The sequence below is a fragment of the Micromonospora sp. NPDC003241 genome (assembly GCF_053589795.1).
On the sequence record NZ_JBSFSO010000020.1, the window covers coordinates 19143 to 39113 of the forward strand.

Sequence of the window (19971 nt, forward strand, 5' to 3'; positions counted from 1 at the left end):
CACAGAGCGAAGCGGAGTGCCGTCATGAGCGAGCGTCAGCGAGTGAATCATCGTCACGGTGCAGTGGTGCCTCATGGCGGCACAGAGCGAAGCGGAGTGCCGTCATGAGCGAGCGTCAGCGAGTGAATCATCGTCACGGTGCAGTGGTGCCTCATGGCGGCACGAAGCGAAGCGGAGTGCCGTCATGAGCGACGAAGGTAGTCCGCGTCGGCCGCCGGTGCGGGTGGGCGCACTCGCTGCGGCGCTCACCGCCACGCTCGCGTTGCTGTGCTGCACGGGCGGTGCCGGTGCCTTCTTCCTCACCGAGCTGGGCGGCGAGTCCGCCGAGCAGATCGACCCGGTCAGCATGGAGTGCACCGGGGACTTCGAGGTCGACGTCACCGGCAAGATGCCCCGGTTCTCCGACTACGGCGAACGGCAGATGCGTAACGCCGCAGTGATCATCAAGGTCGGCCAGGAGATGGAGGTGCCGGCCCGAGGCTGGGTGGTCGCCGTCGCGACCGCGATGCAGGAGTCCCGGCTACTCAACCTCGCCAACCGCACCGTAGCCGAGTCGCATGACATCCCCAACGAGGGCGTCGGCGCCGACCACGACTCGGTCGGCCTGTTCCAGCAGCGTGCCTCGTGGGGCTCGGTCCGGCAGCGGATGAATCCGGCGTACGCGTCCCGCAAGTTCTACGAGAAGCTCGTGGACGTATCCGACTGGGAGAAGCTGCCGCTCACCGTGGCCGCCCAGCGGGTCCAGATCAGCGCCTTTCCCGACGCGTACGCCAAGCACGAGGAACTCGCCTCACGCATCGTCGACGCGCTCGCCGGTGGTGCCGCCCGGACGGCGCTGATCGCCGGCCAGCAGGTGTGCGACGCGGCCGCGTCGGGTGACATTGCCGCCTCCGGCTGGACCGCGCCCATCCCCGGCGGCGTGGGCTCCGGCTTCCAGACGGCCAGCCGCCCCGGGCACAACGGGGTGGACATCGCCGCGCCGAAGGGCACCCTGATCAGAGTCGCGGCCACCGGCCGGGTCATCGTCTCGCGGTGCGACCCGGACCGGCGCGGACGACTGAGCTGCAACGTGGACGGTTGGCCGAACAAGGGCGGCTGCGGCTGGTTCGTGGACGTGCTGCACGCCCAGGATGTCATCACCCGATACTGTCACCTGGTCAGTCGTCCCCGCGTCCAGGTGGGTGACACCGTGCAGGCCGGTGAGGTGATCGGCGAGGTGGGCAGCAGCGGCAACTCCTCCGGGCCGCACCTGCACTTCGAGGTGCACGTCGACGGAGACCGCAGCAGCCGGGGCGCCATCGACCCGGTGCCCTTCATGCGCGCCAAGGGCGCACCGCTCAAGGGCGCGGGGTGAGACACCCGTCGTCATGACCGGACCCCTTCCCGACCCCTTCGCCGACCAGCCGGACTGGGCGCCACGACCACCCCGTCCGATCGAGATCGTGCCCGCCACCGGCCGCGTCGATCTGCGCGGGCAACGCGTCCTGGTCGGGCTGCCCGGTCTCGGATGGCGCACCGACCTGCGGGCCGACGAGCGGGTGGTGCAGAACAGTCGCACCTACGTGCCGGTCATCCCGGAGCACGAGTGGTATCGCGCCGAGTCCGACCAGGTGGAGGTCTTCGCACCACTGGTACCGGTCGAGCGGGTCTGGGTCGAGACGGTGGGCTCGCCTACCGCCCCCGCCGAGGACAACGGCCTGCGGCTCGTGTCGCTTGACGCTCCCGCGCACCGGTCCCCCACCCCGGTCTTCGAGGCCGACGCGGTCACCGGCCGACGCGTCGTACACATGGTCGACGCCGTCGAGCACCGCGACCTGCGCGCGGTCACCGAGACCTACTCCGGTGCCGAAGGCGACATCTGCGTACGCGTCGCGCCCGAGTTGGAGTGGTACCGCTGGGCCTGGCGCGGCCAGTCCCCGACCACACTGGAGGTACCCGTACACCTGCTATGGGTCGAGTAGTAGTTCAGCCCTCGACAACTGCAGAGCACACACGCCACTCATCGCCGAGTCTCGTTGTGAACACCCAGGTCTGACGGTCATTCTGCCGGACACCATCAACACGGGCCGAGAACAGAAGATCAACTCGAACCTTGGCGGTGTCGCCGTCCTCTTGTGCCCGTGGGTTTCCCCAACTGACCATAATGCTGACGTCGAAGCGCTGTTCCCGGGCTTCTAGATCGCTCTTCAGCTGGCTGAGCTGATCCAGGTCCGTGTTGCCCTCACAGGTAAAGAGATCTGCCCGCGTTTGGTTCTCGTCTATCAGGAACGCGCGCAAATAACTGTCCACTACCACCGTTGGCGTACCTCGGTCGGGGGTGGTGGCGCGGTCGTACATGACGAAGCCGGTGATACCGCCCGCCAGGCAGAGCGTCGCCACCGCCCCGGTGATCACCATCAGTACCTTCCGCAGTCGCCGCCGAGGCTGGGGTGGCGCCGGCGCGGTCGAGGGCGGCGCCAGATCCTCCTCCGGCGGGGTGCGTTGCGCCGGTACGCGGGAGACCTGGGAACCGGCGGGGGGCGGCACTGATTCCACCCCCTGAGGCTATCGGCTGGACGCTGTGGACCCAATGCCTCAGATTCAGCAGATCGTGACGGACCACTCCCGACCGGTGAGATCCACGACAACACCGGCGCTGTGGCGCCGCGCATCCCCGAGGAGGGGCCGCGACTGGGATACCGTCGTCTCTGCCCGGGACCTGGTGCCGACCTCGGGCGGAGGAGGTGGACGCGGTGGGCGGTCCGAAGGCACGGACGCTCCGTGCCGCCGCGCTGCACCGCCGAGCTGCCGCGACGGTCACAGCGGCGGCAGCCGTCCTCGACGAGACCCGTCCCGCTCCCGCCGACCAGCGTCGCCAGTACGCACTCGCCGAACGGCTGCGCAGTGCCGCACTGATCCTCGCGCCCGGCTGGGCCGGTACCGAGCTGGACGCGGTCGCGCCGACCTGTCCCGCCGGGGAGGGTCCACCGCCCTTCGTCCGGGTGGGCACCGCCGCGCCGCTGGACGACGCCCGCTTCCCCGCGCTGGTTCCGCTGGTCGGCACCGGGCATCTGGCCGTCGACGTCGACGCGCACGATCCTCGGGTGGCCGGGCTGCTGCGGGCCGTACTGCTGCGACTGGTGGCGGCGACACCGGCGGGGGCGCTGCTGGTGCGGGCGGTGGACGCGACGGGTGGGGTGCTCGGGCCGTTCGGGGCACTCGGCGACGCGGGGGTGCTCCCGCCGCCGGCCACGGACGTCGACGGACTGCGGGCGGTGTTGACCGAGGCGGAACGGTGGGTGACGCCGGGGGCCTCGGGTACCCGCCGGCACGACCGGTCGATGTTGCTGGTGGTCGCCGCCCTGCCGGACGGCACCGAGGCGACCGACCTGGCGCGGATCGAGGCGCTCGCCGAGCAGGGCCCCACCGCCGGGCTGCATCTGGTGGTCGCCGGGTGGCCGGCGGGCGGACGGGATCCGCTGCCCCGGGCCACCGCGCTCTCCGTCCGGACCGCGTACGCACTGTTGGGCGACCCGCCCGGGGCACCGTTCGCGAGCGCGGGCACCGGCTCGCCGGGTGGGTTGAACTCGCCGGTGTTCGTCGAGCCGGATCCACCGGCCGAGCTGGTCGACACCGTCTGCCGCCGACTCGCCGCCCAGATCGAGGCCGGCACCCGGCTGTCGCTGTCGGGCCTGCTCCCGCCGGAGAGCGACGAGTTGTGGCAGGCGGAGGCGACCGACGGGCTGAGCACCACGGTCGGCGACGCGGGTGGGCGTCCGGTGCCTCTCGGCTTCACCGAGTTGACGCCACACTGGCTGGTCAGCGGCCGCTCCCGGGGTTGTCGCGCCACGTTCCTGACCACGGCGCTGCTCGGTCTCGCCGCCCGGTACGGCCCGGAGGAGCTGGAGCTGTACCTGGTCGACCTCGGTGCGGGCGAGTCCTTCGCGGAGTTCCTCCAGACCGAGCGGGACCGGTCCTGGGTGCCGCAGGTACGGGCCGCAGCGATGGCCGCCGACCGCGAGTACGTGCTGGACCTGCTGGAGCAGTTGACGGCGGAGGTGCAACGGCGGTCCGACGCGGCGACCCGCGCGGGTGGGCAACGTTTCGCCGAGCTGCGGCGACACCGACGGCTGCCCCGGGTGGTCTGCGTGGTGGAGAACCTGCCGCTGCTCTTCGCCGAGCGGGACCGGTTGGCCGCCGACGTGGTGGCCCGGCTGGACGCGCTGACCAGGACGGGCCGGGCGTACGGGGTGCACCTGGTGCTGGCCGGTGAGGGCGATCTGGGGCTGGGCGTACGCGACGGTGGGCAGCGGGACTCGCTGCTCGGCCAGTTCCCGGTGCGGGTGGCGTTGCCGGGCGGCGGGCCGGTGCTGGAGCCGACCAACGATTCGGCGGCCGGGCTGCCGGTGGGCAGCGCGGTGGTGAACACGGCCGGGGGGCTCGGTGGTCCGCGTGGCGCGATCCGGGGACACGAGCGGATGGTCCGGTTCCCCGATCCGCAGGACGAGCCGGACGTCGTGGAGGGCCTGCGGCACCGTCTCTGGCAGGCGCGTCCGGAGGGCAGTGTCCCGCCGGTGGTCTTCGCCGGGTACGCGTACCCCTCGTTGCGCAACGATCCGCGCCACCGCTCGGCCGAGTCCGGGCAGACGTTGGCACCGGCGGCGCTGCTCGGGCGGGCGGTGGACGTGGCACGGAGCACCGTGATGGTGCCGCTCGGCCCGGCCGCCGGGCGCAACCTGGCCGTACTCGGGCCGCGACCGGAGGCGACCCGGCTGCTGGCCACGGCCGCCCGGAGCACTGCGGCGCACCACCCGCCGGGAACGGCACGCTTCGTGATCGCCGTACCGGATTCCGAGTCGCGGTCGTCGGCCGACGACCTGGCGCGGGAGTTGGCGAACCGGCATCCGGTGGAGACGGTGGACCTGGCCGGGTTGCTCGCGGTCGTCGACGCCGGGCAGCCCGCCTACCTGGTGGTGTTCGGGCTGGACGTGGCGCCGCCGGAGCAGTTGCCACCGGATCGGCTGCGGATGCTGCTGCGGGAGGGCCCACCGGCGGGGCAGCACCTGCTCGGTTGGTGGCGTACGGTGCCGTCGTTCGCGGCGCTGCTGGGGCCGGAGGAGACGGTCGACAAGCTGACCGCGGTGGCGGTCGCGGGTGTGCCGGGGGCGCAGCTCACGCCGGTGTTCGGTCGGCCGGTGGAGTGGCGGCCCCGGCCCGGGCGGGTGGTCCTCTGGGACGGCCCGGCCGAGCGTGGGCTGGTGCTGGTGCCGTACGACGTGCCGGATGACGTGGACGGGGAGGCGGCGTGACGGGAAGCGGATCGTCGACCACGACCGCCGGGCCGGTCCGACAGCGGACCGGTGGGACGTCACCGTCCGGTTCCACCGATCCGGTGCCGGCGGCGTGGACCGACTATCTGGCCGCGACCCGTCAGCTCGACGGGGTACGCCGGGACGCGGCGACCGCCGCGAGCGAGCAGGCGCGGACGGTCCAGGCCGCCCGCGAGGAGTTGACGGCGGTGCGTACCCGGTTGGCGCCGCAGGAGGCCCGGCTGCGGGAGTTGGGCGTACCGCCGATGTCGCTGGTGCCCGCGCCGCCGGAGCTGACCGAGGCGACCCGCGCGATGACCGGTGGGTCGGGGACGGTGCTGGCCGCGTTGCGGGAGGCGAACCGCTGGGCGCACGGTGCGGACGACGTCCTGGCGGCCCGGGGGCTGCCCGGGGCGGCCCACTGGTCGGCCCGACCGCGCAACCTGCTGCTGTACGGGCCGTTGGGGCTGCTGGTGCCGCTGTTCCAGATCGTGGCCTACCTGGTCGCCGACAGCGACGCGGTGGCGGTGCTGGCGCTGCTGGTCGGCCTGCCGGCACCGGCGGTGGCGTTCGGCGCGGGGTGGCTCGCGGTGGGACGGCTCTTTCCGCCCCGGCCCGGCGAGCGGGTGGACCGGACGCCCCGGTTCGGTGCGCTGGCCTGCCTGGTCCCGGCGGTGGTGACCACCGCCGGGATCGTCCTGGCGATGCTGGCCGCCTGAGAAAGTGTTGGGTAACCAGGTAGCTACTTCTGGTTGAGCTCGTCGTTGAGGCGTCGAGCTGCCTCGGTCTCGATCGGACCTTGCGGCTCGACGTCCTCGCCGGCCAGGCGCGCGGCCATCAACCGGATCATCGCCACCTTGATCATCGCTTCGGCGTGCGCGGGCTTGCGCTCGTAGTCGCGGGCCAACCGTCTGCACCGTCCCAACCAGGCGAAGGTTCGTTCCACCACCCACCTGCGGGGCAGCACCTGGAAGCCTTTCACGTCGGCGTTGCGGGCCACGATCTGCAACTCGACCCCGGCGTGGCTGCGGGCCCAGTCCAGCAGCCCGGCGTCGACGCGGTTGACGTAGCCGCCGTCGGCCCAGACCAGGCCCAGCAGCGGGAACGTTTCGGTGATCCCCGCGAGGACCAGCTTGGCGCCGGCACGTTCCTGGATCGACGCGGAATGCACCACGGCCTTGAGCAGCAGTCCGCAGGTGTCGACCAGGACATGCCGCTTACGGCCCCGAGTGCGTTTGCCGGCGTCGTAGCCGATTGCCTCACCGCCCTGGTGGCTGTGCGCGGTCTGCGAATCCAACACCGCCGCCGACGGCTGCGGGTCACGTCCCTCGGCCACCCGCACCGCGTCTCGCAGCCGGTCATGAACCCGGTCCCAGGTCCCGTCGGCGCTCCAGCAGCGAAACCACCGGTAGGCCACGTCCCACGGCACGAGGTCGTGCGGGACGTGCCGCCACGCCGCCCCGGTCCGCAGCACGTACAGGATCGTGTCAATGACCAGCCGACGTGGATACCGCAACGGCCGACCACCCCTACGCCGGTCCCGCACCGGCAGCAACGGCTCGATCACCGCCCACTGCCCATCAGTCAACGACGACACGTACGCCGGTTTACAGACACAGCGACACAGACGTGATCTTCGCTGACACAGTCAGCGAAGATCACCTCCAGGTATCACAACACTCTCTGAGCGGCCCGGGCCGGGCTCCGGCGGCACCGGTGCCCGGCCGGTCCCCGTGCCGGGGAGGTCCCGAGCCGCTCAGCGCGGGATGATCAGGGCCATCGCCTCGGCGCGGGACTTGGCGTCCCGTTGCAGGGTGCCGCGGACCGCCGAGGTGATCGTCTTGGCGCCGGACTTCTGGATGCCGCGCATGGCCATGCACATGTGCTCGCACTCCAGCACGACCACCACACCCCGTGGTGCCAACCGCTCCATCAGCAGGTCGGCGATCTGGGAGGTGAGCCGCTCCTGCACCTGCGGACGCCGCGCGAAGACCTCGACCAGCCGGGCCAGTTTGGACAGGCCGGTGATCCGACCGTCGGGCCCGGGGATGTAGCCGATGTGCGCGCTGCCGCGGAACGGCAGCAGGTGGTGCTCGCAGAGGCTCATCACGTCGATGTCCCGGACCAGGACGAGTTCCTCGTGGTTGGCCTCGAAGGTGGTGGTGAGCACCGTGGCCGGGTCGACCCGCAGGCCGGCGAAGAGCTCGGCGTACGCGCGGGCCACCCGGGCCGGGGTCTGCTGGAGGCCGTCGCGGTCCGGGTTCTCGCCGACCGCGATCAGGATCTCGCGGACCGCCTTCTCGATCCGGCCGAGGTCCATGGTCTCCTCGACCGGGCGGCCGGTGAGCCGGCCGTTGACCAGCCGGGCGGCGATGTAGTCGAGATCGTCGAGGTCATCGATGTCGGGCTCGGTTGCCGAGGCGGCCGATCCCCGTGGCTGGGGACCGGCCGCCGTGTCGTCGGTGCTCAGTGCGGGCCGTCCGAGTTGTTCGAGCTGACGCCACCGACCGTGGTGGCCTGGGCGCCGTCGGCCTCGGCCTGCACCTTGAGCGCGTCCTTCTCGGCCGGGGTGAGCACGGGCGGCTCGGTGGAGGGCTGCCGCTTGCCGAAGCCGTTGTACGGCGCCATCGGCGGACGCTTCACCACCCGGGCACAGATCCGGGCCATGTCGGCGGTGGAGAGGGTCTCCTTCTCCATCAGCTCGAGCACGATGTTGTCCAGGACGTCCCGGTACTCGACCAGGATCTCCCAGGCCTCGTCGTGGGCCAGTTCGATCAGCGCCCGCATCTCGCCGTCGATCTCGGCGGCGACGGAGTCGGAGTAGTCCCGCTCGTGGCCCATGTTGCGGCCGAGGAACGGCTCGTCCCCGCTGGTGCCGTACTTGATCGCACCGAGCTTGGAGCTCATGCCGTACTGCGTGATCATCGCGCGGGCCAGTGCGGTGGCCTTCTCGATGTCGTTGCCGGCACCGGTGGTGGGCTCGTGGAAGACGAGTTCCTCGGCGGCACGGCCGCCCAGCGCGTACGCCAGGGTGTCGATCATCTCGGCACGGGTCTGGGTGTACTTGTCCTCGGTGGGCAGCACCAGGGTGTGCCCCAGCGAGCGACCGCGCGACAGGATCGTCACCTTGTGCACCGGCGCGGCGTGCGGCAGTGCCCAGGCGACCAGCGCGTGACCACCCTCGTGGTAGGCGGTGATCTTCTTCTCCTGGTCGCCCATCACCCGGGTCCGGCGCTGCGGGCCGGCGATCACCCGGTCGATCGACTCCTCCAGCGACTCGTTGCTGATCGCCCGCTGGTCCTTGCGGGCGGTCAGCAGGGCCGCCTCGTTGATCACGTTGGCCAGGTCGGCGCCGCTGAAGCCCGGCGTCCGCTTGGCCACCGAGTCGAGGTCGACGTCGGGCGTGAACGGCTTGCCCTTGGCGTGCACCCGCAGGATGGCCTTGCGGCCCTCCATGTCGGGGGCGTCGACCGGGATCTGCCGGTCGAACCGGCCCGGGCGCAGCAGCGCGGGGTCGAGGATGTCCGGCCGGTTGGTGGCGGCGATCAGGATGACGCCGCCCTTGACGTCGAAGCCGTCCATCTCGACGAGGAGCTGGTTGAGGGTCTGCTCACGCTCGTCGTGCCCGCCGCCCATGCCGGCGCCACGGTGGCGACCGACGGCGTCGATCTCGTCGACGAAGACGATCGCGGGAGCGTTGGCCTTGGCCTGCTCGAACAGGTCGCGGACCCGGCTGGCGCCGACACCGACGAACATCTCGACGAAGTCGGAACCGGAGATCGAGTAGAACGGCACCCCCGCCTCACCGGCGACCGCCCGGGCGAGCAGCGTCTTACCGGTTCCGGGCGGCCCGAAGAGGAGTACGCCCTTCGGGATCTTCGCGCCGAGCGCCTGGTACTTCGCCGGGTTCTGCAGGAAGTCCTTGATCTCGTGCAGCTCCTCGACGGCCTCCTCGGAGCCCGCGACATCCGCGAAGGTGGTCTTCGGGGTGTCCTTGGTGATCATCTTCGCCTTGGACTTGCCGAAGTTGAGCACCCGGGAGCCGCCGCCCTGCATCTGCGACATGAAGAACAGCAGCAGCAGCACGAGCAGCACGATGGGGAGCAGGTTGACCAGCAGGCTGACCCAGATGCTGTCCGACGACACCTCGGTGTCGGCCGGCCCGGTGACCCGGTTGTTCGCCTTGGCGTCGAGGACCTGGTTCCAGACCTCGTTGCCCACCTCGTACGGGAACTGGGCCTCGATCAGCTTGGTCTTCGTCTCGCCGAACTCGGCCTCTTCGGCCAGGTTCAGCTGGATCGTCTGTTCCTTGTCCTGGAAGACGACCTTCTCGATGCCGCCCTTGTTGAGCTGATCGAGCGCGACTGAGGTGTCCACGCGGTGGTAGCTGGGCCCACCGGTGAACAACTGACTGAGCACGACGGCGCCGAGGATGACCAGGATGACCCAGAACACCGGTCGGCGGAAGAAACGCGTACGTTCCATGCTGTTGTCGAGCGCCGAGACGCCCGCATCCTCCTGATCGACGTCCTGACCGACTGTGGGTGTCGCCGCCTGGGCGGCTGCCGGAGCCGCCGTGCGGGCCGGCCTCGACCCCGGGGCACGAATTGTCGCGCCACGGTCATTCGACGGTACACCGTACGAGACGGATCTGAGCTGGCGAGCCCAGCACTTACGCGTACGGCGAACCGGATGTCGACCGGCGTGACGGAGAGCGGATTCCACCGTCACCGGAGTCCACGGTAGCCCTACCAGCTGAAAGTCGGCTGAACGTCGGCCGGACCGGCGGCACCGGACTCGGCCGCCACGCCGGTCGGGCCGGGGTCAGGACCGGGCGTACACCTCCGGCTTGAGTACGCCGACGTACGGCAGCTCGCGGTAGCGCTCGCCGAAGTCCAGGCCGTACCCGACGACGAACTCGGTCGGGATGTCGAAGCCGACGTACTTCACCGGCACCGTCACCTTGACCGCGTCGGGCTTGCGGAACAGCGCGACCACCTCGACGCTCGCCGCGGACCGGGACTCCAGGTAGCGCAGCAGCCAGGAGAGGGTCAGCCCGGAGTCGACGATGTCCTCCACGACGACGACGTGCCGGCCGGCGATGTCCCGGTCGAGGTCCTTGAGGATCCGGACCACTCCGGAGGAGGTGGTGCCCTGGCCGTAGGAGGAGATGGCCATGAAGTCCAGCTCGGCGGGGGGTCCCTGGCGGCCCAGCGCCCGGGCGAAGTCGGCCATGAACATGACCGCGCCCTTGAGTACGCAGACGAGCAGCAGCCCGTCGGTGACGTGGGCGTAGTCCGCGGAGACCTGCTTGGCCAGTTCCGCGGTCTTCTCGCGGATCTGCGCCTCCGAAATGATCACGTGGTCGATGTCGGCGTCGTACCAGGAGCCGTCAGCCATGGCCCTAGCCTGCCGTACGCCCCGGGTTCGTCGTCGGCGGGGCCGCCTCTTTCGGGCGACCCCAGCCCGGATTTTTGGGACGAAGAGCACTAATCGGTTCAGGACGGGTGGGACCGCCAGCGATGACCGCCGTCGGAGGGCTTCCAGTCGGCCGAGTCCCGGCTGTCCGCAGTCAACCCGGCGGCCGAGAGCAGGGCGAGGAGCAGGAAGAACACGAGGAAGAACAGGAGTCCCATGGCGACGCTCGCTTTCATGTGATTTCTGGTGATCTCGCCGCCGGTGCACCGGGCTGACACCAGTCTCCGCGCCTCGCCAACCGCCGGACAGTGGCAGGAATGCCATTCACCCTCGATTTTCCGCCACCTCTCGGGTTACCCTCGTCACATGCTTCGCTCGGTCGCAGTACTCACCCTGGACGGCGTCGCCCCGTTCGAAGTCGGCGTGCTCGCCGAGGTCTTCGGCACCGACCGCACCGCCGACGGCCTGCCCGGCTACCGGTTCGACCTGTGCAGCCCGCAGGGCGCCCCGGTGCGTACCACCGCGGGTTTCGGCCTGGTGCCCACCGCCGACCTAGGTCCGATCGAGCAGGCCGACCTGGTGGCCGTGCCGGCGCACCACGGCGCCGAAGCGCCCGCCGAGGTGCGCGCGGCGCTGCGGCGGGCCGCCGACCGGGGGGCACACCTGTTCAGCGTCTGCACCGGGGCGTACCTGCTGGGCGAGGCCGGGCTGCTCGACGGCCGGGAATGCACCACGCACTGGCGGCACGTTGACGAGTTGCAGCGCCGCCACCCGAGTGCCCAGGTCCGCTGCAACTCGCTCTACGTGCAGGACGGCCGGCTGCTCACCAGCGCCGGCACCGCCGCCGGCATCGACGCCTGCCTGCACCTGGTACGCCAGGAGCACGGCTCGGCCGTCGCCACCCGGCTGGCCCGACGGATGGTGGTGCCGCCGCACCGCGACGGCGGCCAGTCGCAGTACGTCGAGGCGCCGATTCCGAAGGCACCGGAGGCACCCACCCTGGAGCCGGTGCTGGAGTGGCTGATGGAGCGGCTCGACCAGCAGCTCACCGTCGACGATGTGGCCGCCCGCGCGGGCATGGCGCCCCGGACGTTCGCCCGCCGGTTCCGGGCGGAGACCGGCACCACCCCGCACGACTGGCTGACCGGCCAGCGGGTGCTGCTGGCCCGGCGGCTGCTGGAGGACACCGGACTGTCGGTGGAGGTGGTCGCCGAGCGGGCCGGCTTCGGGGACGCCGCCGCGCTACGGCACCATTTCACCCGCCGGGTCGGCGCCACCCCGCACGCGTACCGCACCACGTTCCGCGACCGCGCTCCGGCGGGCTGACCCCTACGCCTGGGGCCTGTGTCGACGTCCTCGGTCGAGCCGAGGACGTCGACACGGGACCTAGAAGCCGCCGGCCGCACCGTCGACCCGGGACTCCGAGCCGACGACGTAGCCGCCGTCGGGACGCCGCCAGATCGCCTGGCCGTACCCGAAGACGGCTGGCTCGTCCGCGACGGTGACCCAGTGACCCCGGGCGCGCAGGTCGGCGACGAGTTCGGCGCCGCCCGGCCCGGCTGCCAGGTGACCCTCCACCAGCACCGCCCGGCCGGCGTGCCAGTACCAGCGCGGGGCGTCCAGCGCCGCCTGCGGGTCGAGACCGGCGTCCACGGTCGACGAGATCAGTTGCACGTGTCCCTGGGGCTGCATGTGTCCGCCCATCACCCCGAACGGCCCGATCGGCGCGCCCTCGCGGGTCAGGAACCCGGGGATGATGGTGTGGTACGGCCGCTTCGCCGGGCCCACCACGTTCGGGTGGTCGGCGTCGAGGCGGAAGCCGAGACCCCGGTTCTGCAGGGCGAAGCCGTGGCCGGGCAGCACCACGTGCGAGCCGAAGGCCAGGTAGGTGGACTGGATCAGGCTCACCATCATCCCGTCGGCGTCCGCCGCGCAGAGATACACCGTGCCGCCGCGCTCCGGGACCCCGGCGACCGGATCGGCCGCGTCCTCGGTGATCGAGGACCGGCGCGACGCCAGGTGCTCGGGAGTGAGCAGCGCCTGGACCGGCAGCCGCATCCGGTCGGCGTCGGTGACGTGGGCGTGCGCGTCGGCGAAGCCGAGCTTGACCGCCTCGATCTGCCGGTGCCGCCACGACGCGTCGGCCGGATCGAGCCCGTCGAGGATGCCCAGGGCGATCAGGGCGGCCACACCCTGCCCGTTCGGCGGCAGCTCCCACACCTCGTGGTCCCGGTAGCCGACCGGCACCGGGTCGACCCAGGTGGAGGCGTGCGCCGCCAGGTCGTCACCGGTGAGCAGCCCACCGGTCCGGGCCGCGTGGTCGGCCAGGGCCGCCGCGATCCGGCCCCGGTAGAACTCCTCGGCCCCGCTGTGCGCGATCAGTCGCAGGGTCCGCGCGGCGTCCGGGTTGCGCCAGCGTTCGCCGGGGCGGGGTGCCCGTCCCTGCGGGGCGAAGACCCGGGCGAACTCGGCGTACTCCCCGCCGGTGCGGCCGGCGTGTCCGGCGACCGCTCGGGCCCAGGTCTCGGCGGTACCGGTGGAGACCGGGTGGCCGTGCTCGGCGTACCCGATCGCGTCGGTGAACAGGTCGGCGAAGGGCAGCGAGCCGAACCGGTCGTGCAGGTCGCGCCAGCCCGCCGGTACGCCCGGCACGGTCACCGGCAGCCAGCCACGGGCCGGCATCGCCGGTCCCCGGGCCTGCGCCCCGCCCAGCGCGTCGGCGGGTTCGGCACCCCGGCCGTCGGTGGCGGCCAGGACCAGGTCCCGGGTCAGCGCGGCCGGTGAGCGGCCGGAGGCGTTCAGCCCGTGCAGCCGGTTGCCGTCCCAGACGATGGCGAACAGGTCACCGCCGATGTCGTTCGACGGCGGCTGCACCACGGTCAGCGTGGTCGCGGTGGCCAGGGCGGCGTCGACCGCGTTGCCGCCCCGGCGCAGCACGGCCAGCCCGGCCGCCGTGGCCAGCGGATGACTGGTGGCGACCGCGCCGTGCGGGGCGAACAGCGGCCTGCGGGGGTACGTCACGTGTCGACCTCGTCGTCGTCCGTCGGGGGCGTGGCGGGCCGGTCCGCCGGCAGCAGGCGGTCGCGGTGCCGGCGGACCCGCAACCCACCCGGCAGGTACGCCGCGCCCTGGCCCCGCCAGCCGGTGACCAGCGTGTCCAGGGCGGCGACGTGCCGGTGCGACAGGGCGGCCGGTGCGGCGCCCAGTTCGTGCGCCCAGGCACGCAGCACCCGACCCCGCAGCGCGGGAGCGAGGTCGGCCAGCGCCTTGACGGCCAGTCCACCGTCGGGGTGCCGGGCGGCGGTCAGCGCCTCGACGGCCAGCCCGTCCAGCACCGCGTTGTCCGCCGCGACCAGCCGGGCGGTACGGGCCAGGTTGTCCACCACCGCCGGGCCGAGCGCCGCGACCAGCGCGGGCAGTACGTCGGCCCGTACCCGCGACCGGGCGTACGCCGGGTCGGTGTTGTGCGGGTCCTCCCACGGGGTCAGGCCCAGCGCCGTGCACGCCGCCCGGGTCTGCTCCCGACCGGTCTCCAACAGCGGCCGGAGCAGTGGCACACCGGCCAGTTCCCGGTACGCCGGCATCCCGGCCAGCCCACGGGGGCCGGCACCTCGGGCCAGCGCGAGCAGGACCGTCTCCGCCTGGTCGTCCCGGGTGTGCCCGGTGAGCACCGCCGCCGCCCCGTACCGACCGGCGACCTCGACCAACGCCTGGTAGCGGGCCTGGCGGGCGGCGGCCTCGGGGCCACCGGGTCGACCGGCGACCTCCACCCGGACCACCTCCACCGGCGCCAGCCCGCTCTGCCGCGCCCAGTCCGCGACCGCCTCGGCCCGCTCGGCGGAGCCGGGCTGCAACCCGTGGTCGACGGTGACCAGCCCGGCGGCCCGTCCCGACCGGGGTGCCACGAACGCGGCGGCGGCGGCCAGGGCGAGCGAGTCGGCTCCGCCGGAGCAGGCCACCAGCACCGGTCCGGACGCCGTCAGGTCGGCCAGCGCGCGACGGACCGCGACCCGGATCGCGGCGACCGGCGGGGCGAGTCGGGCCATGCTCAGTCGGCGGGGGGCTTCGGCCCGACGGGACCGTGCACCCGGGCCACCCAGGCGTCCGGTTCGCTCAGCTCGGAGAGGCGGGGCAGCGTCAGCGGGGACTCGAAGATCCGGTTGAAGCCGGCCATCCCGACCCGGTCCACCACCGCGTGGACGAACTTGCGGCCCTCCGCGTACTGCCGGAGCTTGACGTCGATGCCGATCAGGCGGCGGACCGCCTTCTCCACCGGGTTGCCGGCCTCCCGGCGCCGGTCGAATCCGGCCCGGATCCGCTCGACACTCGGGATGACCTGCGGCCCGACGCCGTCCATCACGAACTCGGCGTGCCCTTCCAACAGCGTCATCAGCGCGGTCAGCCGGTCCAGCACGGCGCGCTGCCCCGGGGTCTGCACGATGTCCAGCACGCTGGCCCGGCTCTCCGGGTTACGGACCACGTCGGCGAGGGTGCCCACGCCCCGGCGCAGCCGCTCGACCAGGTGCTCGCCCCCCTGCGAGGCGTCCACGAACGCCTGCACCTCACCCAGGAAGTACGCCCGCATCCACGGCACCGCGGTGAACTGCGTCCGGTGGGTCACCTCGTGCAGGCACACCCAGAGCCGGAAGTCCCGTGGCTCGGCGCCCAGCTTCCGCTCCACCTCGACGATGTTCGGCGCGACGAGCAGAAGCTGACCCGGGTCGGCGGAGAAGACCTCGTACTGACCGAGCACCCGGCCGGACAGGTACGCCAGCACCGTTCCCGCCTGGACTCCGGTGACCCGCGACCCGATCGCCTCGGTGAACGCGCCCGGCTGCTTGTCCTCGGCGAGCCGGCCGACCAGCGGGGTGATCACCTCGCGCAGGCCGGCGATGTTGGTCGCCGCCCAGTCGCGCCGGTCGACCACCCGCACCGGCGGATGGGCCACCTGCGACGTCAACCCGGTGTAGTCGGCGACGTGCCCGGCCGCCTCGTCGGTCAACCGGCGCAGCTCGGTGACCACCTCGGTGGCCTCGGCGTACGACACCCGGGGGCCCGACTTACCCAGCGCCCCCGCAGTAGCGGCGGCCAGATCCCAGTCCACGAACTGCGCCATGCCACCCACCGTACCCGCGCCACGACACCCGTCCCCGGATCGCGCCGGGTGCACCGGCCTTCCCGGTCAGGGGCAGCCGCAGGTGGCGAGCGCCGCGGCGATCCGGTCCAGCGCCACCCGGGCGGGTTCCATGCCGTCCGGCGGCACCTGGTCGGTGAGCACCGCGAAGGTGAGTAGCCGTCCCTCGGCGGTGGTCACCACACCGGCGATGGCGTGCACCCGGGTCAGGGTGCCCGTCTTGGCGCGGACCACCCCGACACCGGCGTCCGTGCCGGGTGCCGAACCGTAGCGGTCGCGCAGCGTGCCGGACCAGCCACCGACCGGCAGTCCACCGAAGATGCCGCCGAGTTCGGGCCGGTCCGGACCGGCCGCGAGGGCCAGCAGTTCGGTCAGCAGCGCGGGGCTGATCAGGTTCTTCCGGGACAGGCCACTGCCGTCGGCGAGCGTCAGCCCGTCCACCGGCAGACCCAGTTCGGGCACCATCTCGGCCATCGCCGTGGCGGCACCGGCGAACGACGCGGGCTGGCCGCGGGCCAGCGCGACCTGGCGGGCCAACGCCTCGGCGACGATGTTGTCGCTCTCGCTGATCATGACATCGACCAGACGGATCAACGGTGGCGAGTGCACCACGCCCAACTCGGCGCCGGGTTCGGTGCCGCCGGTCGCGTCGACCGGGGCCACCGGGGCGGTGCCCTTGCGTACCGCACCGGCCGGTACGCCGAGCAGCTTGGCGAAGGCGCGCCCGGCGGTCAGGTCCGGCTCGGGCACCCGCTCGGCCCAGCCCCGCCCCGCCTTGGGGTCCTTGCGGGCACCGTCGAGCATCAGCGCGGTGATCGCGCCGCCGTAGCCGCCGGTGGGGATGTCGTCGTCCCAGCCCGGCCCGAACACCGGCCCGGGATAGAGCGACGAGTCGACCACGACGCTGGTCGGCGGGGTGCCGCCCAGGGCCGTACGCACCTGCTCGGCGAGGCTCTCCAGGCTCGCGGCGCCGGTGTAGAAGCCCTTGCCACCGGCGGACAGGGACGGGTCCCCGCCACCGACGATGACCACCTCACCGGGCTGGGCGCCCGCCACCACCCGGGTCGGGATCCGGTGACCGGGGCCGTGGGCGGTCAGCACGGTGACCGCCGTCAGCAACTTCGTCACCGAGGCCGGCACGGTGGCCTCGGCGCCGCCCCGGTCGAAGAGCAACTGCCCGGTCAGGGCGTCGGCCACGGCGAGGTTGACCCGGTCGCCGAGCGCGGCGTCACCGATCAGCGGGTCGAGCACCGCGCGCATCCCGTCGGCGCTGGGCACGGGCGCGCCGACGTCGGCCGCGGCCAGCACCGCGACCGGATCGGGCTCCGGCGACTCCGCGACCGTCGACGTGTCGGGGTCGTCGCCCAGCCACTGACCGACCGGGCCGGGGCGTACCACGACCACTCCCACCCCGACCAGCACGAGCGCCAGCACGGCGGCGAGCACCAGCGGCAGCCGTCGGCGCGGGGCGGACGGCGGCGCGGGCGGTGTCCCCTTCTCGGCCGGGGCGGCGGTGTCCCCGGGTGGGGCCGGCGGCACCGCGCCGGCGTCCGCCTGCGGGCCGGACGGCGTGTCGGCCGCCCCGGACGCCGCTGCGGCCGGGACCGCCACGGACCCGGCCGGAACGCTCACCCGACCGACCGAACCGGACCCGGTGCCGGACGGCACGGACGCGGTACCCGGCGGCACGGACGCGGTACCCGGCGGCACGGACGCGGTACCCGGCGGCACGGAAGCAGACGTGGTGCCGGATGGCACGGACGCGGTGCCGGAGGCGGGTGGGGTGGCATCGGGTGCCGGGCTCGTCGGAGCGGGGTCCGCAGGTGTCGGCGACGGTGTCCGGAGCAGGTGCGCGCCAGGCACCACTACCCGCCCGGTCGCCGGTGTGACCGGCGGTGTCGCCGTACCACCTTCGGCGGCACCCTCCGGACGGTAGTGTGAATCTTCCCTCCCCACGACCCCCTCCTCCCCCACCGGAAACCGGCCTGGGTGACACTACTTCGGTCCGAAGACTATGCGGCGGCCGGACTCGGTGGGCGAGCATTCGCCTGTCCGGGCTGGTCGCCGGTTCCGTCAAGCCAGCGTCGGCGAACGAGGGAGCGTGCGAATGGATTTCGACGTCACGGTTGAGATCCCCAAGGGTCACCGCAACAAGTACGAGGTGGACCACGTGACCGGCCGGATCCGGCTGGACCGCACGCTCTTCACCTCCACCCAGTACCCGGCCGACTACGGCTTCATCGAGGGCACCCTCGGCGCGGACGGCGACCCCCTGGACGCCCTCGTGCTGGTCCCCGAGCCCACCTTTCCCGGCTGCCTGATCCGGTGCCGCACCATCGGCATGTTCCGGATGACGGACGAGAAGGGCGGCGACGACAAGGTCCTCTGCGTGCCGTACGAGGACCCCCGGCAGGAGCACCTGCGCGACATCCACCACCTCGGCGAGTTCGACCGGCTGGAGATCCAGCACTTCTTCGAGGTCTACAAGGACCTGGAGCCGGGCAAGTCGGTCGAGGGCGCGACCTGGGTGGGACGCACCGAGGCCGAGGCCGAGATCCTGATCTCCTACCAGCGGGCCAAGGACGCCGAGGAGCGTGGCGAGACCACGCACTGACCCGACCTCGCGACGGGCCCGCCGGACTGCTCAGCCGAGCAGTCCCCGGGCCCGTTCGTAGAGTCCGAGCACCGCGCAGGCGACCGGCACCACGGAGATCACCAAAGCGGTGTCGGTGAGGTCGGCGATCCGGCCGACGTAGGGCGAGACCGGCCGGTGGGCGTAGCCGGTGCCGGAAGCCGCGACCGTGAGACCGACCAGCAGGCCGCCGACCGGCAGGAGCAGCGGTCCGGTCGCGCTGTCGACGGCGAGCACCGTGCCGAGGGCCGCGTACCCGGCCAGCCCGGCGAGCAGCGGCGGCACCCGGTGCCGTGCCGCCGCGAAGATCCGGGCGCGCAGCAGGAACACCGTCGAGGTCACCCCGACCAGCAGCCGGCCGGCGACGCCACCGGTGACAGCGAGCACCAGACCGGCCACGCCGGCCAGCACCGCGTGGCCGATCAGCATCCCGGTCAGCATCTCCTCGGTGCGGGCCACCGCCGCGTACACCCGGCCGCGATCGGGCAGGTCACGGGCCTGGTCCAGGTCGTGGGCGGCGCCGGTCGGCAGAGTGGTCGGCGGCAGCGGCACCCGGCCCAGCCGGATCGCCAGCAGCGGGACCGCGCCGATCGCGAAGGCGAGCACGCAGAGCAGGCCGGCCGTCGCGCCGGCCGGTCCGAGCAGCACCCCACCGAGGGCGGTCGGGACGCCGACCGCACCCACCACCACCCCGGCCACGAAGACCCGCTGTCGGGTGGCCACCCCGAGCAGCCCGAGCACCGACACCAACAGCAGTGTCACCGCTGCGGCCAGCGCCTCCTCCGCACCGACCCAGCGCAGCGGACCGAGCGGACCGACCGGGTCGCCCGAGCTGACCGCGAGGGCACCGGCCACGGCGGCGTACGGCAGCGCGTACCCGCCGAGGACGGCACCGGCCGGGCCGTCGCCCCGGGCCCGGGAGAACACCGTGCCGGCGAGCACCAGCAGGACCGTGACCAGCGTCGTCACCGGCCAGGCAGCCTGAACGTCGGGGCCGGAGGCGATCAGGGCGACCAGGCCGACGCCGAGCGGCACTCCGGCACCGGCCAGCGCGGCGACCCGGGTGGCCTCCGGTGACCAGGCGGCACCGCGTTGTCGCGCGCCGTCGGCGATGGCCTCCACCACGTCGTCGTACTCGGGCTCGGGCCACTCGGCGCGACCCGGCACCAGATGCAGCACCTCGCCGTCGCGGACTCCCTGGGCGAGCAGCGCCTGTCCGGTGGCGAGCGTGCTGCCGTCGGCCCGACGCAGCAGCCAGCCGCCGTGCCGTTCGCCGTCGTCGGCGAGCCCGACACCGGCGTGCCGGAGCACCTCGGGCAGCAGCTCGACGAGCGGTACCTGCTCCGGCAGGGCCACGTCGACCCGGCGGAGGGGGGAGCTGACGGTGATCCGGGCCAGCCCGATCGTCATCGGCTGATCTCCATATCGAGCGGGGTGACGGCCTGCGCGGACGGAAGGAGATTACCTACCATGAGCCAGGCTCGGGTCACCGTGCGTCG

Annotated in this window: 17 protein-coding genes; 6 read left to right on the forward strand and 11 right to left on the reverse strand. The window is 72.8% G+C overall.

The annotated features are described in order from the left end of the window. Positions 1–184: 184 nt before the first annotated feature. Both ACWDVW_RS17590 and ACWDVW_RS17595 read left to right on the forward strand, forming a co-directional pair. A complete protein-coding gene (locus ACWDVW_RS17590; protein ID WP_449949824.1) occupies positions 185–1354 on the forward strand; it encodes a M23 family metallopeptidase in 1170 nt (389 codons plus the stop codon). A 13-nt stretch (positions 1355–1367) separates the two neighbouring features. Continuing rightward, positions 1368–1961, forward strand: a complete 594-nt coding sequence (locus ACWDVW_RS17595) for a hypothetical protein (RefSeq protein ID WP_449949827.1) — start codon at positions 1368–1370, stop codon at positions 1959–1961. A gap of 4 nt (positions 1962–1965) precedes the next feature. Here the strand turns inward: ACWDVW_RS17595 and ACWDVW_RS17600 are convergent, their stop codons facing one another. Beyond that, positions 1966–2526, reverse strand: coding sequence for a hypothetical protein (locus tag ACWDVW_RS17600; protein WP_449949999.1), 561 nt, complete (start codon positions 2524–2526; stop codon positions 1966–1968). A 197-nt stretch (positions 2527–2723) separates the two neighbouring features. Here ACWDVW_RS17600 and ACWDVW_RS17605 point away from each other — a divergent pair, with 197 nt between their 5' ends. Next, on the forward strand, positions 2724–5288 hold the full coding sequence (locus tag ACWDVW_RS17605; RefSeq protein WP_449949829.1) for an FtsK/SpoIIIE domain-containing protein: 2565 nt from the start codon (positions 2724–2726) through the stop codon (positions 5286–5288). After that, a complete protein-coding gene (locus ACWDVW_RS17610) occupies positions 5285–6007 on the forward strand; it encodes a hypothetical protein (protein ID WP_449949833.1) in 723 nt (240 codons plus the stop codon). The genes ACWDVW_RS17605 and ACWDVW_RS17610 overlap by 4 nt, the downstream gene beginning before the upstream one ends. A 23-nt stretch (positions 6008–6030) precedes the next feature. Here the strand turns inward: ACWDVW_RS17610 and ACWDVW_RS17615 are convergent, their stop codons facing one another. The 5 genes from ACWDVW_RS17615 to ACWDVW_RS17635 form a co-directional block, all read right to left on the reverse strand. Then, positions 6031–6915, reverse strand: a complete 885-nt coding sequence (locus ACWDVW_RS17615) for an IS5 family transposase (protein WP_449950001.1) — start codon at positions 6913–6915, stop codon at positions 6031–6033. Positions 6916–7044: 129 nt separating this feature from the next. Further along, positions 7045–7662, reverse strand: coding sequence for a GTP cyclohydrolase I FolE (folE, locus tag ACWDVW_RS17620; protein ID WP_449950004.1), 618 nt, complete (start codon positions 7660–7662; stop codon positions 7045–7047). Positions 7663–7754: 92 nt separating this feature from the next. Continuing rightward, positions 7755–9773 carry an ATP-dependent zinc metalloprotease FtsH gene (gene ftsH, locus ACWDVW_RS17625; protein ID WP_350698614.1) on the reverse strand — a complete coding sequence of 673 codons (2019 nt, stop codon included), beginning with the start codon at positions 9771–9773 and terminating at the stop codon, positions 7755–7757. 339 nt (positions 9774–10112) lie between these two features. Continuing rightward, positions 10113–10688: a hypoxanthine phosphoribosyltransferase gene (gene hpt, locus ACWDVW_RS17630; protein WP_013736289.1), complete on the reverse strand. Its 576-nt coding sequence runs from the start codon at positions 10686–10688 to the stop codon at positions 10113–10115. A 98-nt stretch (positions 10689–10786) separates the two neighbouring features. Continuing rightward, positions 10787–10924, reverse strand: coding sequence for a hypothetical protein (locus ACWDVW_RS17635; RefSeq protein WP_396742196.1), 138 nt, complete (start codon positions 10922–10924; stop codon positions 10787–10789). A 148-nt stretch (positions 10925–11072) separates the two neighbouring features. On the opposite strand from ACWDVW_RS17635, the gene ACWDVW_RS17640 reads away from it, so the two are divergent. Next, a complete protein-coding gene (locus ACWDVW_RS17640) occupies positions 11073–12032 on the forward strand; it encodes a GlxA family transcriptional regulator (protein ID WP_449949841.1) in 960 nt (319 codons plus the stop codon). Between the two features lie 60 nt (positions 12033–12092). On the opposite strand, the gene ACWDVW_RS17645 is transcribed toward ACWDVW_RS17640, so the two are convergent. The 4 genes from ACWDVW_RS17645 to dacB all read right to left on the reverse strand — a co-directional run bounded on the left by ACWDVW_RS17645 (position 12093) and on the right by dacB (position 17379). After that, positions 12093–13727 carry a gamma-glutamyltransferase family protein gene (locus ACWDVW_RS17645; protein WP_449949843.1) on the reverse strand — a complete coding sequence of 545 codons (1635 nt, stop codon included), beginning with the start codon at positions 13725–13727 and terminating at the stop codon, positions 12093–12095. After that, positions 13724–14752, reverse strand: a complete 1029-nt coding sequence (gene tilS / locus ACWDVW_RS17650) for a tRNA lysidine(34) synthetase TilS (protein ID WP_449949846.1) — start codon at positions 14750–14752, stop codon at positions 13724–13726. Before tilS ends, ACWDVW_RS17645 begins: the two co-directional genes overlap by 4 nt. Before the next feature lie 2 nt (positions 14753–14754). Beyond that, positions 14755–15822 carry a zinc-dependent metalloprotease gene (locus ACWDVW_RS17655; RefSeq protein ID WP_449949848.1) on the reverse strand — a complete coding sequence of 356 codons (1068 nt, stop codon included), beginning with the start codon at positions 15820–15822 and terminating at the stop codon, positions 14755–14757. A 66-nt stretch (positions 15823–15888) separates the two neighbouring features. Then, complete coding sequence (gene dacB, locus ACWDVW_RS17660; RefSeq protein WP_449950006.1) at positions 15889–17379, reverse strand: D-alanyl-D-alanine carboxypeptidase/D-alanyl-D-alanine endopeptidase; 1491 nt, start codon at positions 17377–17379, stop codon at positions 15889–15891. A 568-nt stretch (positions 17380–17947) separates the two neighbouring features. Here dacB and ACWDVW_RS17665 point away from each other — a divergent pair. After that, positions 17948–18454: an inorganic diphosphatase gene (locus ACWDVW_RS17665; protein ID WP_449949851.1), complete on the forward strand. Its 507-nt coding sequence runs from the start codon at positions 17948–17950 to the stop codon at positions 18452–18454. A 30-nt stretch (positions 18455–18484) separates the two neighbouring features. Here the strand turns inward: ACWDVW_RS17665 and eccD are convergent, their stop codons facing one another. Then, on the reverse strand, positions 18485–19882 hold the full coding sequence (gene eccD, locus ACWDVW_RS17670; protein WP_449949854.1) for a type VII secretion integral membrane protein EccD: 1398 nt from the start codon (positions 19880–19882) through the stop codon (positions 18485–18487). Positions 19883–19971 lie beyond the last annotated feature (89 nt).